Genomic DNA, 20,361 nt, shown 5'->3' on the forward strand with positions numbered 1-20,361 from the left:
CCAGATCATAAAAATGATTTTTTTAGCACTGCATATTTCACATAGCTTTTACCAAAAGACTGGTGCATCGTTTGGTAAAAGTTGATTTCATGTACTGTAATCCCAAATTAAGAAAATAGCATTTCTAGAAAACAGATATCCACATATTAATTTATTTAATTATGATAAACAAATAATCTAAAAAACCAATTTAAAATTATCACAGAAACTATATTCATTACAAATATACATCAATTTAAAATGCAACAAAAAGCAATTAGACCTGAATCATAACTACAGTCAAATAAATTAAAACCATCTCTAATAATTGATTACGATCAATTATTAATAAAAATAAAAGAATAATATTAATCGTACGTCAATGACGTATTTTCAATTCATAAAACAATAAATTAAAAAATGATTTTTTGGAGGAACATATGATTACTTCAGTCTTTTTAAGTTATGCGTTTGTGTACTCGGTATTGTTTATTGTTGTTCCCTTTATATTAGTTATTTTCATTATGACTTGTATAAAATTCTTCAAAACCGATACTGAAGACCACTCAATTAAGTTCAAAAAAATGCTTTTTGATACTCAGAGCTTTAACTTTTTAAAATCACTAAAAACGATGGTGGGTGGCAAATATGATGTTTGTTGCAATGTCCCAATCGATACCGTATTTGAAATGGATGCCCAAACCGCGGCTGAAAATCATACGCGACTCGATTATGTTGTGATTGATCATGACTCGTCGGAAGTGAAATTGGTTATCTCTGATTTTAGTCAACAAGATGATGCTAACGCAAAAAGTTTGTTTGAAAAATTCAACATTAAATTAGTTGAAATCGTTCGAGGCAAACCTTACGACATGCAAATGTTAAAACTATCCCTACCTGTATGAAGACCCTGTCGGGTGAAGGCAATTTGTTTTCGCCCGATATTTTTTGATAATCCATTATTGTAGAGAGGACTGATTATGTCCCGGAATAACTGGCTACTGATGTTAAGTTTAGGCGTATTGTCGTTTGCCCTTATGAGTCAGGGAGCCAATAGCGCTAACTCTACTGAGAAAATTAACAATGACTCATGTATGAGATGCCACAAACGCAATGGTGCAATGCAAGGTCACCATGCCCAAGAACAGCTAAAAATGAGCTGTAGTTCATGCCATGGTGAACAAGGCAATCACCCTAAGAAACCCAATGATCTGATGGTATTCTCTGCGGAAAACGACATAACTATAAACGCTAAAAATGGCGTTTGTTTGAAATGCCATTCACCGAAAAAGATAGCCAAAGCAGAGTGGACTCACAACGTACACGCACAAAAAGTGAGTTGTACATCTTGCCATAAACTGCATCCTAAATCTGACCCCATTAAGGGATTAGACGCAAAAAGTCGCAGCCATGTGTGCCAAAATTGCCACACGGTGCCGAGGTAACTAACCATGGAAAATTCAAGAAGACATTTCCTTAAAAATTCCTGCGCATTGATTGCCGGCATGTCGGTGTATTCACTCAGTCGCGATCAAGCCAATGCCGATACGAGCATAGGAATAAACAATTTAAAATACGCCATGCTTCATGACGAAACCAAATGTATAGGTTGCAACGCCTGTGTTGAAGCGTGTCGAGAGGTGAATAATGTTCCGGACGGAGTGACAAGACTGAGCATTGAAAAGTCAGGCCCTTATGGCAAATATCCAAATCAGTATTATCACTTTAGCCGCCACTCTTGCCAACATTGCGAAGATGCACCTTGCGTTAATGTATGCCCGACAGGAGCCGCGTATATCGATAAAGAAACCGGCATTGTCACGGTTAACGCGGATAAATGTGTGGGTTGCCAATATTGTATTTTAGCCTGCCCTTACGATGTACGTTTTATTAATCCTGTCACTAAGGCGGCCGACAAATGTGATTTTTGCCGAGAAACTAATCTCAAACAAGATCAACAACCTGCCTGTGTAGAAGCTTGCCCGACCAAAGCATTGGTGTTTGGCAATCTTAAAGATCCTGAGTCAGAGCTGGTTATGCTGTTAAAAGCTAACCCAACACAACGCGCTAAGGTAGATTTAGGCACCCGGCCCAAACTGTTTCGTATTATAGCCAAACAAGGGGAGATTATATTATGAACGCTTTGCATTTTGACTCTTTGGTCTGGCATTGGCCCATTGCCATATATCTATTTTTAGCAGGGGTTTCTGCAGGTGCTATGTTCTTTGCTGTGTTGCTGAAACATGTATGCCTTAAAGAGCAGGCATACCGATCTGGCTTTGTTCAAGCGGCGTGTATTGTTGCGGCAATTTCCGTTTTAGCTGGTTTGGGGATTTTAGTATTAGATTTAACCAAACCATGGGACTTTTGGAAAATACTGGTGTTTTACAATCCCACCTCAGTGATGTCGATGGGTGTATTGATCTTATTGATTTATCAGGTATTCATGTATGCATGGATTGCAGTTATTTTTCGTAGACCTATTGAAGATTGGTGCCAACCTCGTTTCCCAATAGTGTGTAAAATAACCACAATGCTAGCAAAGTATGAAGCAGGAATAACGGGGTTATTGATCATATTTTCGGTGTCACTAGGTGCCTATACCGGTTTTTTATTATCGGCTCAACCACGCTTCCCGATGTTAAATAACCCTGTGTTACCTTTGTTGTTTTTAGCATCGGGCTTATCTTCAGGTGCTGCAGCGTCGTTATTAGGCGGTGTGTTACTCAAAGGCAGTCCCAATGGTCAAGAAGTACGTTTTATCCATAGAGTTGAAATCCCATTGATTTTAGGAGAAATTTTCCTTATTTTTACCTTCTTTATGGGTTTAGTTCTCAGTGGTGGTCAAAGTAAAGTCGCGGCATTAAACGCGATTGGAGAAGGATTTTGGGGTTTAATATTTTGGTTCGGGATTATGGGGCTAGGATTGTCGGCCCCATTAGCGATGAACTTATTTATGACCGCCACTTCAAAACGCAAGTTTTCCTATGTTGCCGGAACTGCGTGCCTGAGCTTATTGGGGGTTATAATGCTACGTAACTTTGTGCTTTATACTGGTCAAATGGTGGTAAGTTAGTCCGATAAACGGTGATAACATGCGTTATAAACGCATACTGTCACCGTATATTTAACAGCGTATACATCTGTTTGTGGCCGCTCTTATTGAGTCACCCTCGCCTCACTATTACTATTCATACCTATTGATTTCAGCAATGCTAAGACATGCTAGTAATTTAACCCAGTTATTCAAACCAGTTATTCAAACCAGCTATTCAAACCGTGCAATTCAAACCGTGCAATTCAAACCAAGTAATTATCCCCGACTATTAAAAGCCAGTGATAGCGATTACAGCTGGGTAAACTGCCTGATCAAATTATGATACACATTATGCAGGTTATCTAACTCGGCGCGATCTGTGTTATTGGTTTTGATCAAGTTTTGAATGCTTTGATCGAGCTGGTACAAGGTTTGACGTAAAGTCACATCGGCAACCATACTTTGCATCCAGGTAATAGCTGCAACGCGTTGCCCTCGGGTTACTGCTGTCACTTTATGCAAACTACTCGACGGATAGACTACGGCATATCCTGCAGGTAACTTAATGTGCTGCTGACCAAATTCGGTGGCAATAACTAACTCACCACCGTCATACTCTTCGGGTTCACTCAAAAATACCGTCATGGATACATCACTGCGGATCACTTCAGAGGTATTGGGGATCCGCATGATGGCTGCATCGACATGATAGCCGTACTCTTCGGTTTCGCTATAACGATTAAAGCACGGCGGAAATATCTTATGCGGTAACGCCGCTGATACAATTTTAGGCGTTTCGCCAATACGCGCCAGTAGTTGATTAGCCAGTTGGCGCACATTAGCGTGTTGCGCATCTGCTTGATTGTTATTTTTAACCGACGCCGCCATCCCCATTGCGGTTTTACGACCGTCGCCCCACGGACATTCAGCCAGTTGCTGACGATAAGCACCAACATCCTGTTTCGAGAGAATTTGTTCAATAACAATCATGCAAATACCTTTAATTAAAACTCATAGGTCATCGACAATTTAGCATTACGGGCATCACCTAAGTACATAAATGAGCCAGAACGATAAGCTGCAGTCCAATATTCTTCGTTCAATATGTTACCTACGTTTATGCGGAAAGTTAAATCCTCAGTGGCATTGTAACTGGCAAATAAATCAACTACTTGATAGTTAGGCACCACAATGCTGTAACGGCTATTGTCGCTATCATAACCTGCTGCAGTGTCTGGTTGTCCACCATACATTTCACTTTGATAAGTGTAGCTACCACCAAATACAAATGATTCGGTTAGCTCATAACGCAGTTGCAAATAAGCGCTCTCGTCTGCAAAGTTACTCAGTACTAAACCAATGTTAGCTGGATTATAAGATTCTAAAATTTCTGAATCCATTTTGGCTGCCGAGAATTGTATGCTGAGTTTGTCAGTAATATTGCCGACCATACCAAACTCGATACCTTTGACGCGGTTTTTACCGGTATTAAGAGTACCCAAGGTTGAGTAGCTGTCGCCAACACTTTCCATCACATCACTTTTAGTGATTTGGAAAATCGATGCCGAGAACATCATTTTGTCGTTAAACAACATCCACTTGGTACCGAGCTCTAGGTTTTCAACTATTTCGGCATCGGCTTCAGCAGCTTGCTCTTGTGTACCACAAATACCACCATAACCACAGTTAGCACCTAAGTCTGATTCACCACCGTTGATGTTGGTTGCTGTACTGTAATTGGCGTAGATATTGGCATCTTCAGATAAGTCGTAAACTAAGCCAAAATTACCGTTATACATGGTATCGGAATAGGCATAATCCACTTCAACAGCACGACTCGTGGTGTCGTTACTGTAATAAAAGCTGTCTTGTCTGAAACCAAAGAATAATGCTAACTGATCGGTTAATTCGACCGTATCCATCATGTATACCGACACAGTCTCGATGTCGTATACAGCATCAGATCCACCATCAACATAGCTGCGATCCATTAACTGGCCGATATTGTCGACAGTATTGCCGTCACCATCAATAATACAATAAGACTCTGATACGCCACTGCGACCATTGGTCAAACAATTACCATCATTGTTATTGGTGATGCTATAAACGCCGTTATCGACATTTTCATCGGTGTATTCAAGACCAAATACTAACTTGTGATTAAAACCAAGTGCTTGGGTGTTCCAGAATAAGTTGAACTGAGTGCTGACATAATCAACATCTTGGTTACCTTGGTGGGTACTCAGCGTTAAGGTGCTGGCACCAGGCGCTGTTGGGTCGGTATCTGCACGCGTTGTGCCACCCATACCGGTTGTAATATAGCCGTTTTCGGTATGACCAACGCGTGTGGCGTTGTACAAGGTAATGCTGTCATTTAACTCATATTCGGTACGTAAGGTAAACGTGGTGACCTTAGAATTTAGAAAGTCACCCTCTTGAGCGTACACAGGAATATCTTCTAGCGGCTTACGAGTATCTCGATCAAAATAACTGCCTAAATCTGGCACATCTTTCGCGTCTAGGTAGTAACCATCGGCAGTAAACGACAATGCATCGGTGGCTTCATACACACCCGATAACTGAACACCTTGGCGTTCACTCGTAATGCCTTCGCGGCCCGGTTTGTCTTCTTCAGCGGTTAATCCGTTAAGGCGTACTGCCACTTTGTCTGATATCGGTAAGTTATAGTCCACCGTTAGACGAGTGTGATCGTCAGTACCAATACCGAGATCGACGCGGCCAAAATCGTATGCCACCGAGGCTTTTTTAGTCACACTGTTAATTGCACCGCCAGATGAACCGCGGCCAGCAAATGTGGAACTTGGACCTTTGGTAATTTCAACTCGTTCGGTAGCAAAACTTTCGCGAGTGGTCATGCCAGGGTCGCGAAGTCCATCAACAAACACGTCACTACGAGCTTCGTGGCCACGAATAATATAACGGTCACCAAAAGCGTTACCGTTTTCACCCGTACCTAAGGTCACACCCGCTTGGGCTGACAAAATGTCTTTTAAGTCAGTATTGCCCGACTCTTGAATTTGATCTTGAGTTAATACGGTAATCACTTGCGGCGTATCGACAAGTGCAGCCATTCGGCGTTTGTCGGCTGAGTTATTAAACATGTAAACCGAGTTTTGCACACCATGAACACGAATGCGCTCTATTGATTCGTCCGTTTGTGCGGGTTTACATTTTGCCAATATATCCTTATCGCAAGTTTCATTTTTGGTGTCTGCGGCATATAGCGCTGGGCTACTGAAGACTAATGCGGCTGCAACTGCTTGAGCACCTAATGATAACCTACTGTAATTACTCGACTTCATCCTTAACATCATCCTATTATTAATAAGCATTAACTAAATTTCATTTCTGTGATGCACTTTACATAAATAAAACAAAGATCACAAATGCAAATCATTATCATTTGTGTAAGGATTCATTAAATATGAAATTAAACTAACAAAAGGACAAAATAAGCAGATAGGTAGCCGTTATTGATAACTGCGTTTATTGATAAAAAGCTTCATTAATAACAGCTTGAATACCGCTCAGAAACAGCGGCCTGGTCGATATAGATTAACTGACTTGATAAAGCTCTAACGGTAAACCGTCTGGATCGCTAAAAAAGGTATATTGTTTACCGGTATATTCGTCAATACGAACGGGTTCGACTGATATTTGGTTTTGCTGCAAATGAGCCACGACCACCTCGATATCATCGACTTTGAATGCTAAATGACGTAAGCCCTGGGCTTCAGGATAACTGGGTCTTGGCGGCGCACCATTAAATGAAAATAGTTCAATTTGGCCGCCATCGGGCAAAGCTAAATCGAGTTTGTAAGAGTCGCGCGCTTGATGGTAATGTTCGGCAAGCACTTTTAGCCCTAAAACGTGAGTATAAAATGCTTTTGAACGTGGGTAATCGGCACAAATAATCGCGACGTGATGAATTCCTTTTAGCATGATGGCCCTTGTAAATAGACTATTGATAATTAAAGTTGATAATTAGAACTGGTAATTAGAACTGATCATTAGATTTTGTACACAGAAAAAGTAAAACCCCGATAGAACAAGTCTATCAGGGTTAATATACGCTTTTAAAGTCATAAAAAGACTAAAACACAGTCTATGGCTGCCAGATATAGCGGCTTAAATTAAACGCCAATCGCACCGCCATCATCTTTACGAATCATCACTGTTGCTGCGCGTGGACGAACAGTTGTACCTGCAGGCGTTATTTCGTCAGCTTTATCAGAGTATGGCCAGTTGTCGGGATGCTGAATATTGGCAAACATTGTGGTGTAGTCTGGCGACATTGCAAAACCGGTCACTTCACAACCGTTAGGGCCAACAAAGAAACGCTTAAGCTGAGTTTGGTTTTCTGCCGTTACCACTTGTTGGTTACCGTCTGCATCCACCATGCTAGATGGCACAATCGCTAACATTTGATCATTGGTTTCTTCGGTGACTTCAGAGGCACCGTTATCGGTTTGCACCCACAAAATACCACGTTGATCGAACGCCAAACCGTCTGGACTAGCAAACTGGTTTAAGTCAGTTAAGCCAGACAAGTTAGTCTCGGCATCACCATCAGCAGGTGAACCAAAAACAAAGATATCCCAGCTAAATTCAGTGGCAGCATCACCTTCATCCCAACGAATAATATGACCAAAGTTGTTATTTAAGCGCGGGTTAGCAGGGTTAGTGCTGTCGGTACGCTTACTGTTGTTGGTTAACGTTAGGTATACTGTACCTGTAAATGGATCAACAGTTGTCCATTCTGGACGATCCATTGGTGTTGCACCCACTAAGTCAGCAGCGCCAGCAGTATTTAGTATAATCGCCGCTTGTGAGTCAAAGCTGCTCGCAAGCGTGCTACCGTCGGCAGTCACGCCATCTAGCGTTAGCGGTAACCATTCACCCACGCCGTCTTCGGTAAACTTAGCCGCATATAAGGTTCCGGCATTCATGTACTTATCGCCTACTGTTAAGCGATTAGTGCTGTTAGCATCTACTGGATCCCATGCAGCGTCAGAAACAAACTTATACAGGTATTCAAAACGTGAATCGTGGCCAGAATAGAATGTGATTGGCTTACCTTCTTCAAGTTTACCAAAGGCACAACCCTCGTGGCGGAAGCGACCTAATGCTGTACGCTTAATGGCGCGTGAGTTAGGATTGTAGGGATCAATTTCAACAATATAACCATGGCCATTGGCTTCGTTACGGTAATCGTTGGTCGCACTTGAGCCCGTTGGCGTCACATCAAAACGAGCAAATTCGTCTAAACGCTCATCGTCATTACCCGCTAAATGGCTCCAGCCATAACGAGTGTCAGAAGTCGAAATACCAATGCGGGTTTGCTCTTGCGTTAAGGTGCCTTTATTCACAAAGTAACCCGGCCAGTTTTCTTCACATGTTAAATAAGTGCCCCAAGGCGTATAACCATTACCGCAGTTGTTTAGTGTACCGCGCGCTTGGCTGCCATCTGGCGAATAACGCGTTTCAAGGTATGAGCTGTACGCTAGTGGGCCAGCAATATCCATCACGGTAGCACCGGTAAAACGACGGTTATGGCTGTCGTTCTCGACCACTTGCCATAGTCCAGATACTAATTTAATACGCACAACTGAAATACCATGAGCGTTTATTTCTTTGCGGATTTCATCAATTACTGTGCGCTTACCATCAGCATCAAACGTTGGGCCTGTTGGGTGTAGAGCATCTTGGTCAATGTATTCGTGATTAATACACAATAAGCCGTCATCGGCCGAATTATTCAACGGGAAGAAATGCATACCATCATGATGCATCCCAACTGAGTTTGCTTGGTCTACTGCGGTATTACTGCCATCGGCTTTCCACGCTGCAGCTTTAGAATTAAGAGGCGTTCCCCAAGGTGCTAACACATAAGCTGAATAACCAGCAGGAATCGCCACTGCATCGGTTTTAGAACCGGCAATAGACTCAAAACCTAGTACGGCAGAACTTTTCGTTGGTGCTGTTGGCGTGGTCGGTGTTTCAGCAACGGTATCATTGTCTGAGCCACAAGCACTTAATCCGAAGCCACCAAACGCTGTCATCGCGCTAAGGCCTAAACCACGCTTAACAAAATTACGACGTGATAGATGATTATCCATCACTTCATTGAAGGGGGTATTTTTACTGTTGTTAAAACGAGTTGGATCAAATGTCGCCTTGCTCATAAATTGTCCTTAGATATGCTCTGAAAATAACGGATCAAATATAGGTATAATTATTTGTCCGTTAAGATAAGCGTCTAATGTGACAAGGAGGTTCAAATTGGATGACAAAAATATGGCAGTAAAAAGACAATCACCACACTGTCACATGTGGTGGAATCGATATAAAACTCATTATAACGGCTCAACAGCCCGCTAATTTAAGATGATGAGATGAAAATGCTCAGAGCTTAGTCAATTAAATGAGCATTTTTCAACGATAAATTAGGCTTAGATAAAATAGGCTTAAATGACGACAGCCTGATGAGCGACACCACGTTAGCGTTTTTTTCCGCGTGAAGATGCCGCCAATGCCTTTTTACGGGCTTGTTGCTTTAATGCCGATTTAGTTGTTTTGCGGGTCACTGGTGCAATTAAATCAAGGTCTGGCTCAAAACCTGCTAGCCATTGCTGCGGTAAGCGTCGGTCTAAAAAGGCTTCCAGTTTAGTTAATAATGGCTCGTCATCGATGCTTAATAATGTAATAGCTTGCCCCGCTTTACCTGCTCTAGCGGTGCGGCCAATTCGGTGTACGTAGTCTTCAACTTGAAACGGTAACTCCATATTAACGACATAATTTAACTCGTTAATATCTAACCCTCTAGCGGCCACATCGGTTGCAACTAATGCGGTCACCTCACCGGCTTTAAAGGCTGCTAACACTTGTTCACGTGCTGTTTGAGATAAGTCGGCATGAAATGCTTCAGCTGCAACTCCAGCTTGCTTCATTTGCTTTACCAGTGCATCAGCACCTTGCTTGGTGCGGCTAAATATCAAGCTTTGTTGCCAGCTTTCTTGGGTGATTAAATGACACAGCATGGCGCACTTTCGGTTAGCGTCTACATTAAACACTCGCTCGACAATACTGCTGGCAGTGGTATTTCTCTGAGCCACTTCAATCACTTGTGGTGAGCGTAATAAGCGCCTGCTAAAACTGAGCATACGGTCATCTAAAGTGGCTGAAAATAATAATGTCTGTCGTGTACTTGGCAAGCGCTTAAGCACCTCGACAATTTCATCTTTAAAGCCCATGTCCAGCATGCGATCGGCTTCATCAAATACCAAATGAGTGAGCTGCGACAATGACAAAGCACGTTTGCGCAGCAAGTCTAATAAACGCCCGGGGGTTGCCACCAAAATATGGGTGCCATTAGCTAACTGACGTATTTGGTCGCCAATGCTAACCCCACCATAAACCATCACGCTAGTGATTGAACTGCCATAAGCATATTGCTCAATACTATTGTGTACTTGCTGGGCGAGCTCCCGTGTGGGGACTAATACAAGCGCAGTAATCGGAGTCAAATGACTATGTTGAGTGTCTGGCTTAGTAGCAAGATCATCTTTATGAATCAATATTTGATGCAGTAACGGCAATGCAAACGCAGCCGTTTTTCCGGTGCCAGTTTGCGCCCCCGCCATCACATCTTTACCCCTTAAAATGACCGGAATAGCCTGTGATTGGATCGGCGTAGGTTGCTGATATTTCAATTCAGCTAGACGATTAATCAATATGGGATGTAACGATAAATCTGCAAAAGACATAAAAACTCCAAACATGTGGATGCGCAGTTTATCACGCTCATTCAGATGAAAACAAAGGCTCTAGGCATTGTTTACTTGGATTATCGTTAATTAACACGGCAGTTAAATGTGATGCTCAACACATCTTAAGCAGGTCGAGCTTATTGCGGCAGATAACACTTGACTAAAAAAGTAAGCCTTATACAATTTAAACATGCAAATAAAAAACACGTTTGCTTTGGCCACTAGATTTCGTCACAACATTACACAATCAGATCCCACCACGAGGTATCACCATGAGTTTTTCAATTAGCGGTATTTTTAAGCCAGCCAAACAAGCTGAACCTTTTAGCAATGTGGCACCTACAGCCCAGGACACTACTGCGACAGACACTAAAGCTGTAACAGAAAACCAAGTATCTCAGGCTGAAAACACTGCAAAAAAACCAGCTAATGGTGGCAGTTGTTGCGGTGGGTGTGGTGGCGGTAATCATTAATTACTAGAATATTAAACGTTACCACGTCTGAATAAACGTAAATTGTCTTTACTGATTAGTTGCGGATACTGCGCTGTAACGTCGAAAAAGCCATTAGCATACGCTACTGCTACTGAGCCTTCGTTCTGTTTATCGATATAAGCAAAAACAGGGCTCGAAATAAATTGCTTTAAAAACATTTCTACTGCTTTGGTGGCAATGCCCTTGCCCCAATGTTCACGTCCTATCCAATAGCCAACTAAACGCATTTGCGGGTCAGACTTTGCTGCTGCGTCGGTATTTATCCACGATAAAACATTACCCACTAAAACATCATCTATCCAAATCCCTTGTGCTGTAGCCTTTTCATTAGCCAATATCTTTTGCTGCCAATGTAGGTTGAAAGCCTTACGTTTACGCGGCACAAAGTCTGCCATTTTATTAGCAATAGGGTCGTTTTCAAATTCAAAAAATATATCTAAATCTGCTTCAGTAATGGGATGAAGAGAAATATTCATTTCGGGTTCGCCTTTTCTATGTTGTGTCACCAAGATCATTTATATTATAGATAACCTCAGCTCTAAAAAGAGATGGGATAAATCGTTAAAAACGGGTTTAATTCAAGTCTGCAATATCAAACTTGCCATGTGTTTTGCTAACAAGGCATATTGACGTATCAATAGCTCGCCTATTGTAAGTCGATTCAACACAGATATCAGAAATGCCTGTTTGATGATCGTTATTATCCATAATTGAGGTTATATACTCTCATTCATCGACACGCTTGACGATGATTTATCGTATCAACATGCATTAAAGGACTACAGGATGAAAAGCATTAAAACATGGCAATGGTTGGGCTTTGCTGGCCTTTTACCTTTTATTATTCTCAGTATATTAGCCTTCAATCATAGCCTATTAGCACCCGAACATACTATGCTGGGGTTTGTTAGCTATAGTGCAGTGATTTTAAGTTTTGTTGCCGGTACTCTGTGGGGCAAAGCGGTCATATTAACCTTAGATGACAATATCGCTAAGTTACTGATCATTAGTAATATCATCGCACTCGCCTGCTGGATTTCACTGTTAACGCCGTTTGCATTATCTGCGCTTATCCTACTCGCCAGTGGTTATTTGTATTTATTGTATATTGAATTTAAAGCCAAACAATTATCAACCACCACCAGCTACCTCACATTACGCACAATATTAACCAGTGCAGCTGTAGTATGCCACATTATTGTCATGCTCAGTCTTTTTAGCGTTTAACAACATGTTAACTCGAATAAAAAGCCCATGCTTTACAGCATGGGCTTTTTATTTATCGCAGCAAATTGAAGCAATTCATCATCTATAAGCCTGTTTGACACTGTTCTTGCTGGTTTATCATCGGTGACAGTATCGGCATCATGCCTTTAAGTACTTGTAATGGCAGTGCTGAAGTAAAGCTAAAGTCGTCGGCCTTCTCACCTGGCACAAATGCCGTTAGGGTACCAAAGTGATGGTCACCTAAATAGAACACAAACGTTGCGGTACGGTTAATGGCAGTTGAAGACACTTTGCGGCCATTACGAATTTCAGTCGCTATACGGTTATCGCCGGTGCCCGTTTTGCCGCCCATAACAATAGGTTGGCCATTACTATCAACCAAGCTGCCCTTAAGCCTTCTAGCGGTACCATTTTCGACCACATTTGCCAGTGCTCTTTTCAGTGCTCGTGCGACCTCTTGATGCATAACCCGCGATACGGTCTGTTTATTATTGGCCAATGTCACCTCATAAGGTGTTTCATTGGCAAACTGCAGTTCGTCAATTCTCACTGTTGGGTAACGATAGCCATCATTTTGAATAATACCCATTAACTCAGCCAATGCAGCAGGTCTATCGCCCGAGCTGCCTAAAGCAGAACCTAATGAAGGCACCATGTATTCAAACGGATAACCCATTCTCACCCAGCGCTGATGAATACTTAAAAATGCTTCAACTTCTAACATTACTTGAATACGCACATCACGCGCATTTTGATGACGAGTTCTAAACAGCCAACGATACACTTCTTGTAACTGCGGCTGCGCGTCATCTAATACTTGAGTCAGGCCCGTTTCTGGGTAGTCATTTAAATAACGTAAAACCCACAACTCTAACGGATGCACCCGCGCAATATAGCCTTGGTCAGCCAAATTAAACTTTTCTTCGCCATACTTGTTGTACAGCACATTAATTTGTTTATCGGTAAAGGTTTTTGTTGGTAAACGCTCAGCAAGAAAAGCTTTCAACTCACGAGCGCTATCGTAGGGTTTTAAATAACGATAAACTGCCGTTAGCTTGTGCTCTTGTTGTTGAATACTATCAAATAATACCTCAAGACGTTGCTCAGGCGTAAGCTGACGATATTTGCGATAAAAACGTTTTACAAACGAACTGCCCTCACGTTTAGCAAATGCTTTTAGGTATTCTTCACGACGCGGATCTTTGTCGTTACGTAATAACTGCGACACACTGCCTTCGCTGTTATAACTACTGCTGTAATTAACGATGTCTTTCATTAAGCGTACAAATGGCAAGTTTATCGACTCTTGCAATGCTTGATATAATGTTGGTACTCGACTGTTTTCTTTTTTATTAAAGTTGTTAAAAACATGCAAGCCACCACCAGTGAAAAAACGTTCTTCTGGAGAGGCCGAATATTCGCGCTGCAGTGCAGCATCCAACATACGGGTTAAATTACGGTCTCGGGTGGTAATTAAATAATCGACTACCCAACGAGTAATATGGTCTTTTCGCTCCACATCCACTTGGCGTAAATCTGCCACCGTCATCGCCGAAAAACGCTGCTGTAATTCGGCAATAATGTCTAAATAAGTGGCTAACACACGCAATTTAGCCGTTGAACCTAACTCCAACTTACTGCCTTCGTTGATATCAAATGGCTGATCAATACTGTCGGTTTGAATCCGTACTCGATTTGCGCTATCGGTACTTTCATACAAGGTAAAACTGTACAGCACTTTATCTAACTGCTCGGCAGACAGTAAACGCTCACCTAGTAATCCAATGCGCTCTGCAGAATGGACCTGCGCTAAACTACGTAAGTAATCGCTAACTTGTTGTTGCAAGTCACCATGAAAGGTACTGTTAATCGATAAATCGTAGCGATCGAGATCAAACAAACTCAACCCCAACATACCCGCAGTGCGAATACGCACCGCATTAACCCCTTTATTGTTGGCGAGGTTAGTCGTCGCTAACTTACTGGAATTAAATTGTAATTTTTGCTCAAGTGCCGACACCATCAATTGCGTTTCAATTAACCCATCACCGCCCAGTAACCGCAAATAGCTGTCTACTAACGATTCTAAATCCTCATGACCTTGGCGTAAGTAATACGACGGCCGACGCTGAGCAATCATTAAGGCCACTATTTGACGAAATACTTTGCCACGCTCTGCTGCATTTTGCTGAGTATGACGGCTCAATAGTATTTGGTTAGCTTGATTAAAATCGGTTTTAAACCAGGCCCATAAACCATCACCAATACCATGCACTTCACCAAAACCCGGAGCCGATGATAATGGCACGGTGTTGAGATAATCTTGTACAATGCGTTGGCGAGCGCCAACGGTGCTTTCACCTTGTTGGTACACCCGTACAATGGCCGAACCAATTTGTAATAACTTATCTTTAATACTCAAGGTTAAGCCATGGTTAGAATGCCTGAATTTTTCAATTTGGGTGGCCAAGGTACTGCCACCGGCTTTAGACATATCGGCCCCAAAAATACCCGCTACCTGGCTGGCAGCAGCCAACACAAATCGCGGCCAATCAACAACAGGGTTGTAGTTAGCTTCTGGGCTCAACATTTCACGGTTTTCGATAAACAATAAGGTGTTAATGATTTGGTCGGGGATTTTATCTTGGTCTTGGTATACACGTTTAGGATAGGAGAAATCGAATACCGTCATGTCACGGCAATCTTTTATCATTAAGCCTGATTGGGCTTTTTCATGATACGGCGGGAAAAAACCAATATTGGTATAATCCATCAACATTGGTGAAAATGCCACTTGTTGAGTAATTTGATAATTACGCTCAATTAAACGCGCTATTTTCTGCGGTAATTGGCTATAACCATGACGATCGTCAAAGGGACCATACTTAGGATAAATCACCGCATCACTGCGATAATCACGTACTTTATAAGTTAATTTAGTGGCATATTGATGCAAAAAATAAGATTGATAGTACGATGTCCGCACCTCAAACTCGATCAGATAAGCTGTTGCTAACAATAATACGATGAATAACCAACCCGTTTTACTGCGACGAACCGGAACCTGAACCGGTTTGGCGGAAGATGCATTAGGTCGATAATTATCAAACTGACTGTCTGTATGTGGACTAGACACAAAGTCTCCATCTAACGCATAAAATCACAATAACCCGCCATTTAACTTTTGGTTGAGATGTTCAATACATCACGTAACTAATTGTGATAATTTTATCAGATGGGCAAAGCCATTAGATATAGGCAAAATAACTAAATATTGTTTTTTAGCCTATTAAAGACCTTATTAGCACAATATCGATATCTTTATATAAAACACTTACCCAAGTCTAAGGATTGTTTTGGACAACAACACTTCAACAGCCACTATTTATCCGCCATTAAGATTAGGGTTAGCCATGTGGTCACAAAACCAATGGCAACAAACCGTCTACGGCAATAGCCAAGCACATCGACTGGCACGTTATGCCGAAATATTTAATACCGTCGAGGGCAACACTACTTTCTATGCCACGCCGTCGTTACAGAATGTACAAAATTGGTACGCAGCAACCCATGACGATTTTAAATTTACCTTTAAACTGCCCAAGCACATCACCCATGAATTACAGCTCCAACATGCAGGGCCGGCCCTACAACAATTTTTTAGCGTAATGGAACCCCTTATTAACCGAACCGGAGTGTGGAAAATTCAACTTCCGGCCAGTTTTGGGCCACAATCGTTGCCACAGTTAGCGCAGTTTTTAACTCAAGTGCCGCAAGGTCTCACCTATGGCGTAGAAGTACGTAATAGCGCCTTTTTTGCTAAAGGTGAAGCAGAGCAAGCATTAAACCGCTTATTAATCGACAATAACTGCAATCGTATCATTATGGATACTAGGCCTGTTTTTGCGGCCGCTCCAACCACCGCCGCAGTGATAGATGCCCATCAAAAAAAGCCTAAAGTGCCAGTACACGCCATTGCAACCGCAAACAATCCTGTGGTGCGCTTTATTGGTCATCCACAAGCGGAAGCCAATATACATTTTTTCCAAAACTGGCTTAAACAACTGCCGTTATGGATTGCGCAAAACAAACAACCCTATTTGTTTATCCACACCCCAGACAATCACAATGCACCACAATTAGCGGTCGATTTATATCGTTTACTGCAACAACAGTTGGCAAAAAGTACATCTGCATTGGCCGACATCAATCTGTTACCTCAACAACAGCACACCACAACGCAACTGGATTTTGATTTGTGATACTCACCTATATGGCATTGGAACTCAACGAGTGATAATAAACGTTTATCAAACCGCTCTCGGTCATACTATTTTATGATATTATCTGCGCCGATCTAGCCTGCCTTTGCAGTGCGTTTATGTTGATAAAGGAACCACCATGAGTGAATCTGCAACCCGTCTAAATAAGTACATTAGTGAGAGTGGTATTTGCTCACGCCGTGAAGCAGACCGCTACATTGAGCAAGGTAATGTTTTTATCAACGGTAAACGCGCCAAAATTGGTGACAGCGTCGAATTTGGCGATAAAGTCAAAGTAAATGGTCATGATATTGCCCCTCGAGACGAAGCCGATCTTGTTTTCATCGCCCTCAATAAACCGGTAGGTATTGTGAGTACCACCGAAAATACCGAACGCGATAATATTGTCGATTTTGTAAACCACAGCGAACGAGTATTTCCAATTGGTCGTTTAGACAAAGATTCACAAGGGTTAATCTTTCTTACCAGCAATGGTGACTTAGTCAATAAAATCCTCCGCGCAGGCAACAATCACGACAAAGAATATGTGGTTACGGTTAACAAGCCGATCACTGAAGCATTTTTACAAGGTATGCGCGCCGGCGTGCCTATGTTAGGTGTCATCACTAAAAAATGTAAAGTGGAACAAGTTTCAACGTTCGTATTTAAAATAATTCTAGTTCAAGGGCTTAATCGTCAAATTCGTCGAATGTGTGAGCATTTTAATTTTGAAGTGACCAAGCTAGAACGTCAGTCAATTATGAATGTGTCACTTAAAGGGTTACCCGTTGGAGAATGGCGAGATTTAGATGAACAAGAGCTTAGTACGTTAATGAAGTTAATTGAGCATTCATCTTCAGAAGTTAAAAATGCTCCCAAAAAAGCCAAGAAAAAGCCCACTCAAAGCTTACGAGATAAAATTGAAGGTCCAGAACACTTTATGCAAGGTCGAGGCGCCAAACCTAAAAAGCCAGCAGCGAATAAAGGTAAGCCAAGCCATGCAAGAAAACCTAAACGCTGAGCAAAACACAGCATAAGTGATATACCGCTTAGGATAAGCTTAAGGGTTAAAAATAATCATTTTACCGTATGCAACAGTCTTTTTATGTTGTAGGATACTGCACTGAGTATTATTCAAACAACTAATATTGTACAAATGTAAATAAAACATTGGTTTACATTGGATGTTGTATAAGCACTCATACTAATAGATTACACCGAATGCATTTTTTATTGATTTGATAGAGACTAAAACTGCTAGATATTTCGACAAATAGCAGAAAAAACAGTGTGAAAGTATAAAAAAAACAGCAACCGGATGCTGGTTTTTTAAACAAGGAATGTGACATGTTCAGCAATAACCTTTTAATCGTAGATTTTCCAGTTAACCTTCATGGGCAATTTAAAAATCTCGCTAATTTGATTGAATTTAACTTAATTTCAACCAATGCGAGCTGCGCGTTATCAGAATTATCAGCCGCATCAAATCCCGAAAATGGCAGCGCCATTATGGTTCATTATCTTGAAAATCCATTACAAGAAATTGGTTACTTATCTGCTGAATTATTTAAAAGCGACTTGCACATTGCATTTTGTCCTGCTTTGAATGTAGAACTAGAAGTTATCCTTATTTCATCGGGATTTCATGGTGCTATGAGTGTCGCAGACTCTATCGCTCATCAAATACACAGCATTAAACAAGTACAAGATGGCGACATTAGCTTCGACCCAAAAGCCGTTTCTAAATACATCCTCCAAAGAAAGCGTATTCCATCATCTGGTAATCGCGCCAAAATACTTGCCGTCACCACCAAAAAAGAACAACAAGTCTTGTCACTCATACTGCATGGATTAACCAACGAAGAAATGGCCAAAGAGCTCAACATTTCTGTTAATACCGTCAAAATGCACGTACAGAACATTTATAAAAAAACCAAAATCAAAAATCGCGGCCAATTACTTGCTTTCGCTGCCGGTTAACTTTTTATAAATACTCCAGTTAACACTTAAAAGTGAACTTAGTAATGTATCCATTAAACGATACATTTTTAGGCTGACTTAATATTCACTCGTTAGAATTTTCTATAACAGGTGAAAACATTTCACCTCATAATGTAAGGACACATTAATGCACCATAAAAGCATATTAGCCATATTAATCTCTGGCGCACTCTTAGTCGGTTGCGGTTCATCTGACGACGATTCTAATACTGTAATTACGCAACCAGATTCTGGCACACCAACAACGCCTCCGGTATCAGAATTCGACCATCAGATTAGTGGTTTAGCGGTATACCAAGGCGCATTATCTGGCGCTACAGTGTGTGCTGATTTAAATAAAAACTTAAGCTGTGATAGCGATGAACCATTTGCAATTACCGATGCTGATGGTAACTATCAAATAGACTGGAAGAGCGAAGTTGAAACGCCAGACTATTACTTAGTGGCTAACTGGCAAGCAGCAACAGCAACACAAGCAATCCAGGCCCGCTCTTTAGCACTTAAGGTTAAAAACCCGACTAACCGAGCAGCACCAAAAGCTATCGTTAATGATGCAGGACAAGGGACATTAATCGCAAGCCCACAATACAATGGCGCGATTAACAACCTGACTCATATTAAACAGTCTCGCATTATAGAAATGATGAATCAAAACCTGTCTGACAGTGACATTAGTCAACTATCAACCGAGTTAGACACGCTATTAGCTATTTTGTATCAATTAGATGCAGACACCTTGTATTCTATTTCAGCGGAAACATCAGCCTCAGCTAACTTTATGCGCATAGACTATGCCATTGCTTATTTACAGCAAGTCATCGCGACTCAAATCCCAAACTTAATCGCAGCAGAAAAAATTCTTGCTGCTACTTATGCTCAACTTTGGCAAATATTAATTGATAGCGGCCTTTCTATCGAAGAGTTCTTCTCAGACGACATATTTACTTTAGCCGCAAATATACTCTTTAGTGATTCAGCTATCGCATTAGGATTTACAGAATTACCAATCGATTCTCGTATTTTGTCACAAAATGATTGGGATATTGTGCTTGGTAACATCATTAATGAAAACGGCTTTACAAATACTTTATCGCTAGCGTTGCTGTCACAGTTCAGCACATTCTCACTAGACAATGATGAGACAGGAAAGACAGTTATAGGATCAGCCTCTATTGACGGAATTGGGTATGTTACCGAATTCCCTAAAGATATAGATGAGCAAGAAATAGAAATTGAATGCTGGAACACAACCCATAACGGTTGGTATACCATTGCACCATTGCCGACGCCTGAACCGTTTATAGATGGTAATAGTTACAAAACAGTGTATGAATCAACAGATGTTAATGTCACTATTAATGTAGAAAAAATACTCACACCAAGTGATAGCTGGAGCTCAATACTTAACATTATTCCTGATAGTCTTAAATTCAACACGCTAAATTGGCCACAAACATTATATTCTATAAACGTATCTCAAGAAGCTGATGTCATGTGTCGTGAAGTCAATAATTATGAAATCTACGACCTTCCTGATTACGAGACGGCTGATATGATCACAGTTGATG

General features: G+C 41.4%; 16 protein-coding genes and 1 pseudogene. 10 read left to right on the forward strand and 7 right to left on the reverse strand.

All coding sequences use genetic code 11. The features are described 5' to 3' along the window. Positions 1-419: 419 nt before the first annotated feature. The 4 genes from H5202_RS07180 (at position 420) to nrfD (ending at position 3,055) form a co-directional block, all read left to right on the forward strand. Positions 420-884 (forward strand): hypothetical protein, encoded by a 465-nt coding sequence (locus tag H5202_RS07180; protein WP_182771475.1) that lies wholly within the window; start codon positions 420-422, stop codon positions 882-884. A gap of 75 nt (positions 885-959) precedes the next feature. Next, positions 960-1,424 carry a multiheme c-type cytochrome gene (locus H5202_RS07185; protein ID WP_182771476.1) on the forward strand — a complete coding sequence of 155 codons (465 nt, stop codon included), beginning with the start codon at positions 960-962 and terminating at the stop codon, positions 1,422-1,424. A 6-nt stretch (positions 1,425-1,430) separates the two neighbouring features. Next, complete coding sequence (locus tag H5202_RS07190) at positions 1,431-2,117, forward strand: 4Fe-4S dicluster domain-containing protein (RefSeq protein ID WP_182771477.1); 687 nt, start codon at positions 1,431-1,433, stop codon at positions 2,115-2,117. Then, the gene (gene nrfD / locus H5202_RS07195; RefSeq protein WP_182771478.1) at positions 2,114-3,055 is read left to right on the forward strand and encodes a cytochrome c nitrite reductase subunit NrfD; all 942 of its coding nucleotides are present in this window, start codon (positions 2,114-2,116) and stop codon (positions 3,053-3,055) included. Before H5202_RS07190 ends, nrfD begins: the two co-directional genes overlap by 4 nt. Before the next feature lie 270 nt (positions 3,056-3,325). On the opposite strand, the gene H5202_RS07200 is transcribed toward nrfD, so the two are convergent. The 5 genes from H5202_RS07200 to H5202_RS07220 form a co-directional block, all read right to left on the reverse strand. Beyond that, the gene (locus H5202_RS07200) at positions 3,326-4,006 is read right to left on the reverse strand and encodes a Fe2+-dependent dioxygenase (RefSeq protein WP_182771479.1); all 681 of its coding nucleotides are present in this window, start codon (positions 4,004-4,006) and stop codon (positions 3,326-3,328) included. A gap of 14 nt (positions 4,007-4,020) precedes the next feature. Then, complete coding sequence (locus tag H5202_RS07205) at positions 4,021-6,351, reverse strand: TonB-dependent receptor (protein ID WP_443019367.1); 2,331 nt, start codon at positions 6,349-6,351, stop codon at positions 4,021-4,023. 244 nt (positions 6,352-6,595) lie between these two features. After that, positions 6,596-6,982, reverse strand: coding sequence for an SMU1112c/YaeR family gloxylase I-like metalloprotein (gloA2, locus tag H5202_RS07210; RefSeq protein WP_182771481.1), 387 nt, complete (start codon positions 6,980-6,982; stop codon positions 6,596-6,598). A gap of 191 nt (positions 6,983-7,173) precedes the next feature. After that, positions 7,174-9,225: a PhoX family protein gene (locus H5202_RS07215; protein ID WP_182771482.1), complete on the reverse strand. Its 2,052-nt coding sequence runs from the start codon at positions 9,223-9,225 to the stop codon at positions 7,174-7,176. Between the two features lie 315 nt (positions 9,226-9,540). Continuing rightward, positions 9,541-10,806 carry a DEAD/DEAH box helicase gene (locus tag H5202_RS07220; protein ID WP_182771483.1) on the reverse strand — a complete coding sequence of 422 codons (1,266 nt, stop codon included), beginning with the start codon at positions 10,804-10,806 and terminating at the stop codon, positions 9,541-9,543. Between the two features lie 275 nt (positions 10,807-11,081). Here H5202_RS07220 and H5202_RS07225 point away from each other — a divergent pair, with 275 nt between their 5' ends. Further along, positions 11,082-11,282, forward strand: coding sequence for a hypothetical protein (locus H5202_RS07225; RefSeq protein WP_182771484.1), 201 nt, complete (start codon positions 11,082-11,084; stop codon positions 11,280-11,282). An 11-nt stretch (positions 11,283-11,293) separates the two neighbouring features. Here H5202_RS07225 and H5202_RS07230 read toward each other — a convergent pair whose 3' ends face one another. Next, positions 11,294-11,779 (reverse strand): GNAT family N-acetyltransferase, encoded by a 486-nt coding sequence (locus H5202_RS07230; protein ID WP_182771485.1) that lies wholly within the window; start codon positions 11,777-11,779, stop codon positions 11,294-11,296. A 310-nt stretch (positions 11,780-12,089) separates the two neighbouring features. On the opposite strand from H5202_RS07230, the gene H5202_RS07235 reads away from it, so the two are divergent. Beyond that, entirely contained in the window at positions 12,090-12,530 is a 441-nt protein-coding gene (locus H5202_RS07235; protein ID WP_182771486.1) for a DUF3429 domain-containing protein, read from the forward strand. Between the two features lie 82 nt (positions 12,531-12,612). Here the strand turns inward: H5202_RS07235 and H5202_RS07240 are convergent, their stop codons facing one another. Next, positions 12,613-15,666: a transglycosylase domain-containing protein gene (locus tag H5202_RS07240; protein ID WP_182771487.1), complete on the reverse strand. Its 3,054-nt coding sequence runs from the start codon at positions 15,664-15,666 to the stop codon at positions 12,613-12,615. Positions 15,667-15,943: 277 nt separating this feature from the next. On the opposite strand from H5202_RS07240, the gene H5202_RS07245 reads away from it, so the two are divergent. From H5202_RS07245 to H5202_RS07260, 4 genes and pseudogenes are all read left to right on the forward strand, one after another. Next, positions 15,944-16,792: a DUF72 domain-containing protein gene (locus H5202_RS07245; protein WP_182771490.1), complete on the forward strand. Its 849-nt coding sequence runs from the start codon at positions 15,944-15,946 to the stop codon at positions 16,790-16,792. A 139-nt stretch (positions 16,793-16,931) separates the two neighbouring features. Continuing rightward, complete coding sequence (rluF, locus tag H5202_RS07250; RefSeq protein WP_182771488.1) at positions 16,932-17,813, forward strand: 23S rRNA pseudouridine(2604) synthase RluF; 882 nt, start codon at positions 16,932-16,934, stop codon at positions 17,811-17,813. 326 nt (positions 17,814-18,139) lie between these two features. Further along, a complete protein-coding gene (locus H5202_RS07255; RefSeq protein ID WP_182771489.1) occupies positions 18,140-18,772 on the forward strand; it encodes a response regulator transcription factor in 633 nt (210 codons plus the stop codon). Between the two features lie 148 nt (positions 18,773-18,920). Then, positions 18,921-20,361, forward strand: a pseudogene (locus H5202_RS07260) (hypothetical protein); the annotation flags it as partial.

Source organism: Shewanella sp. SG41-4 (assembly GCF_014164505.1).
In the GTDB taxonomy this organism is placed as follows: Bacteria; Pseudomonadota; Gammaproteobacteria; order Enterobacterales; family Shewanellaceae; genus Shewanella.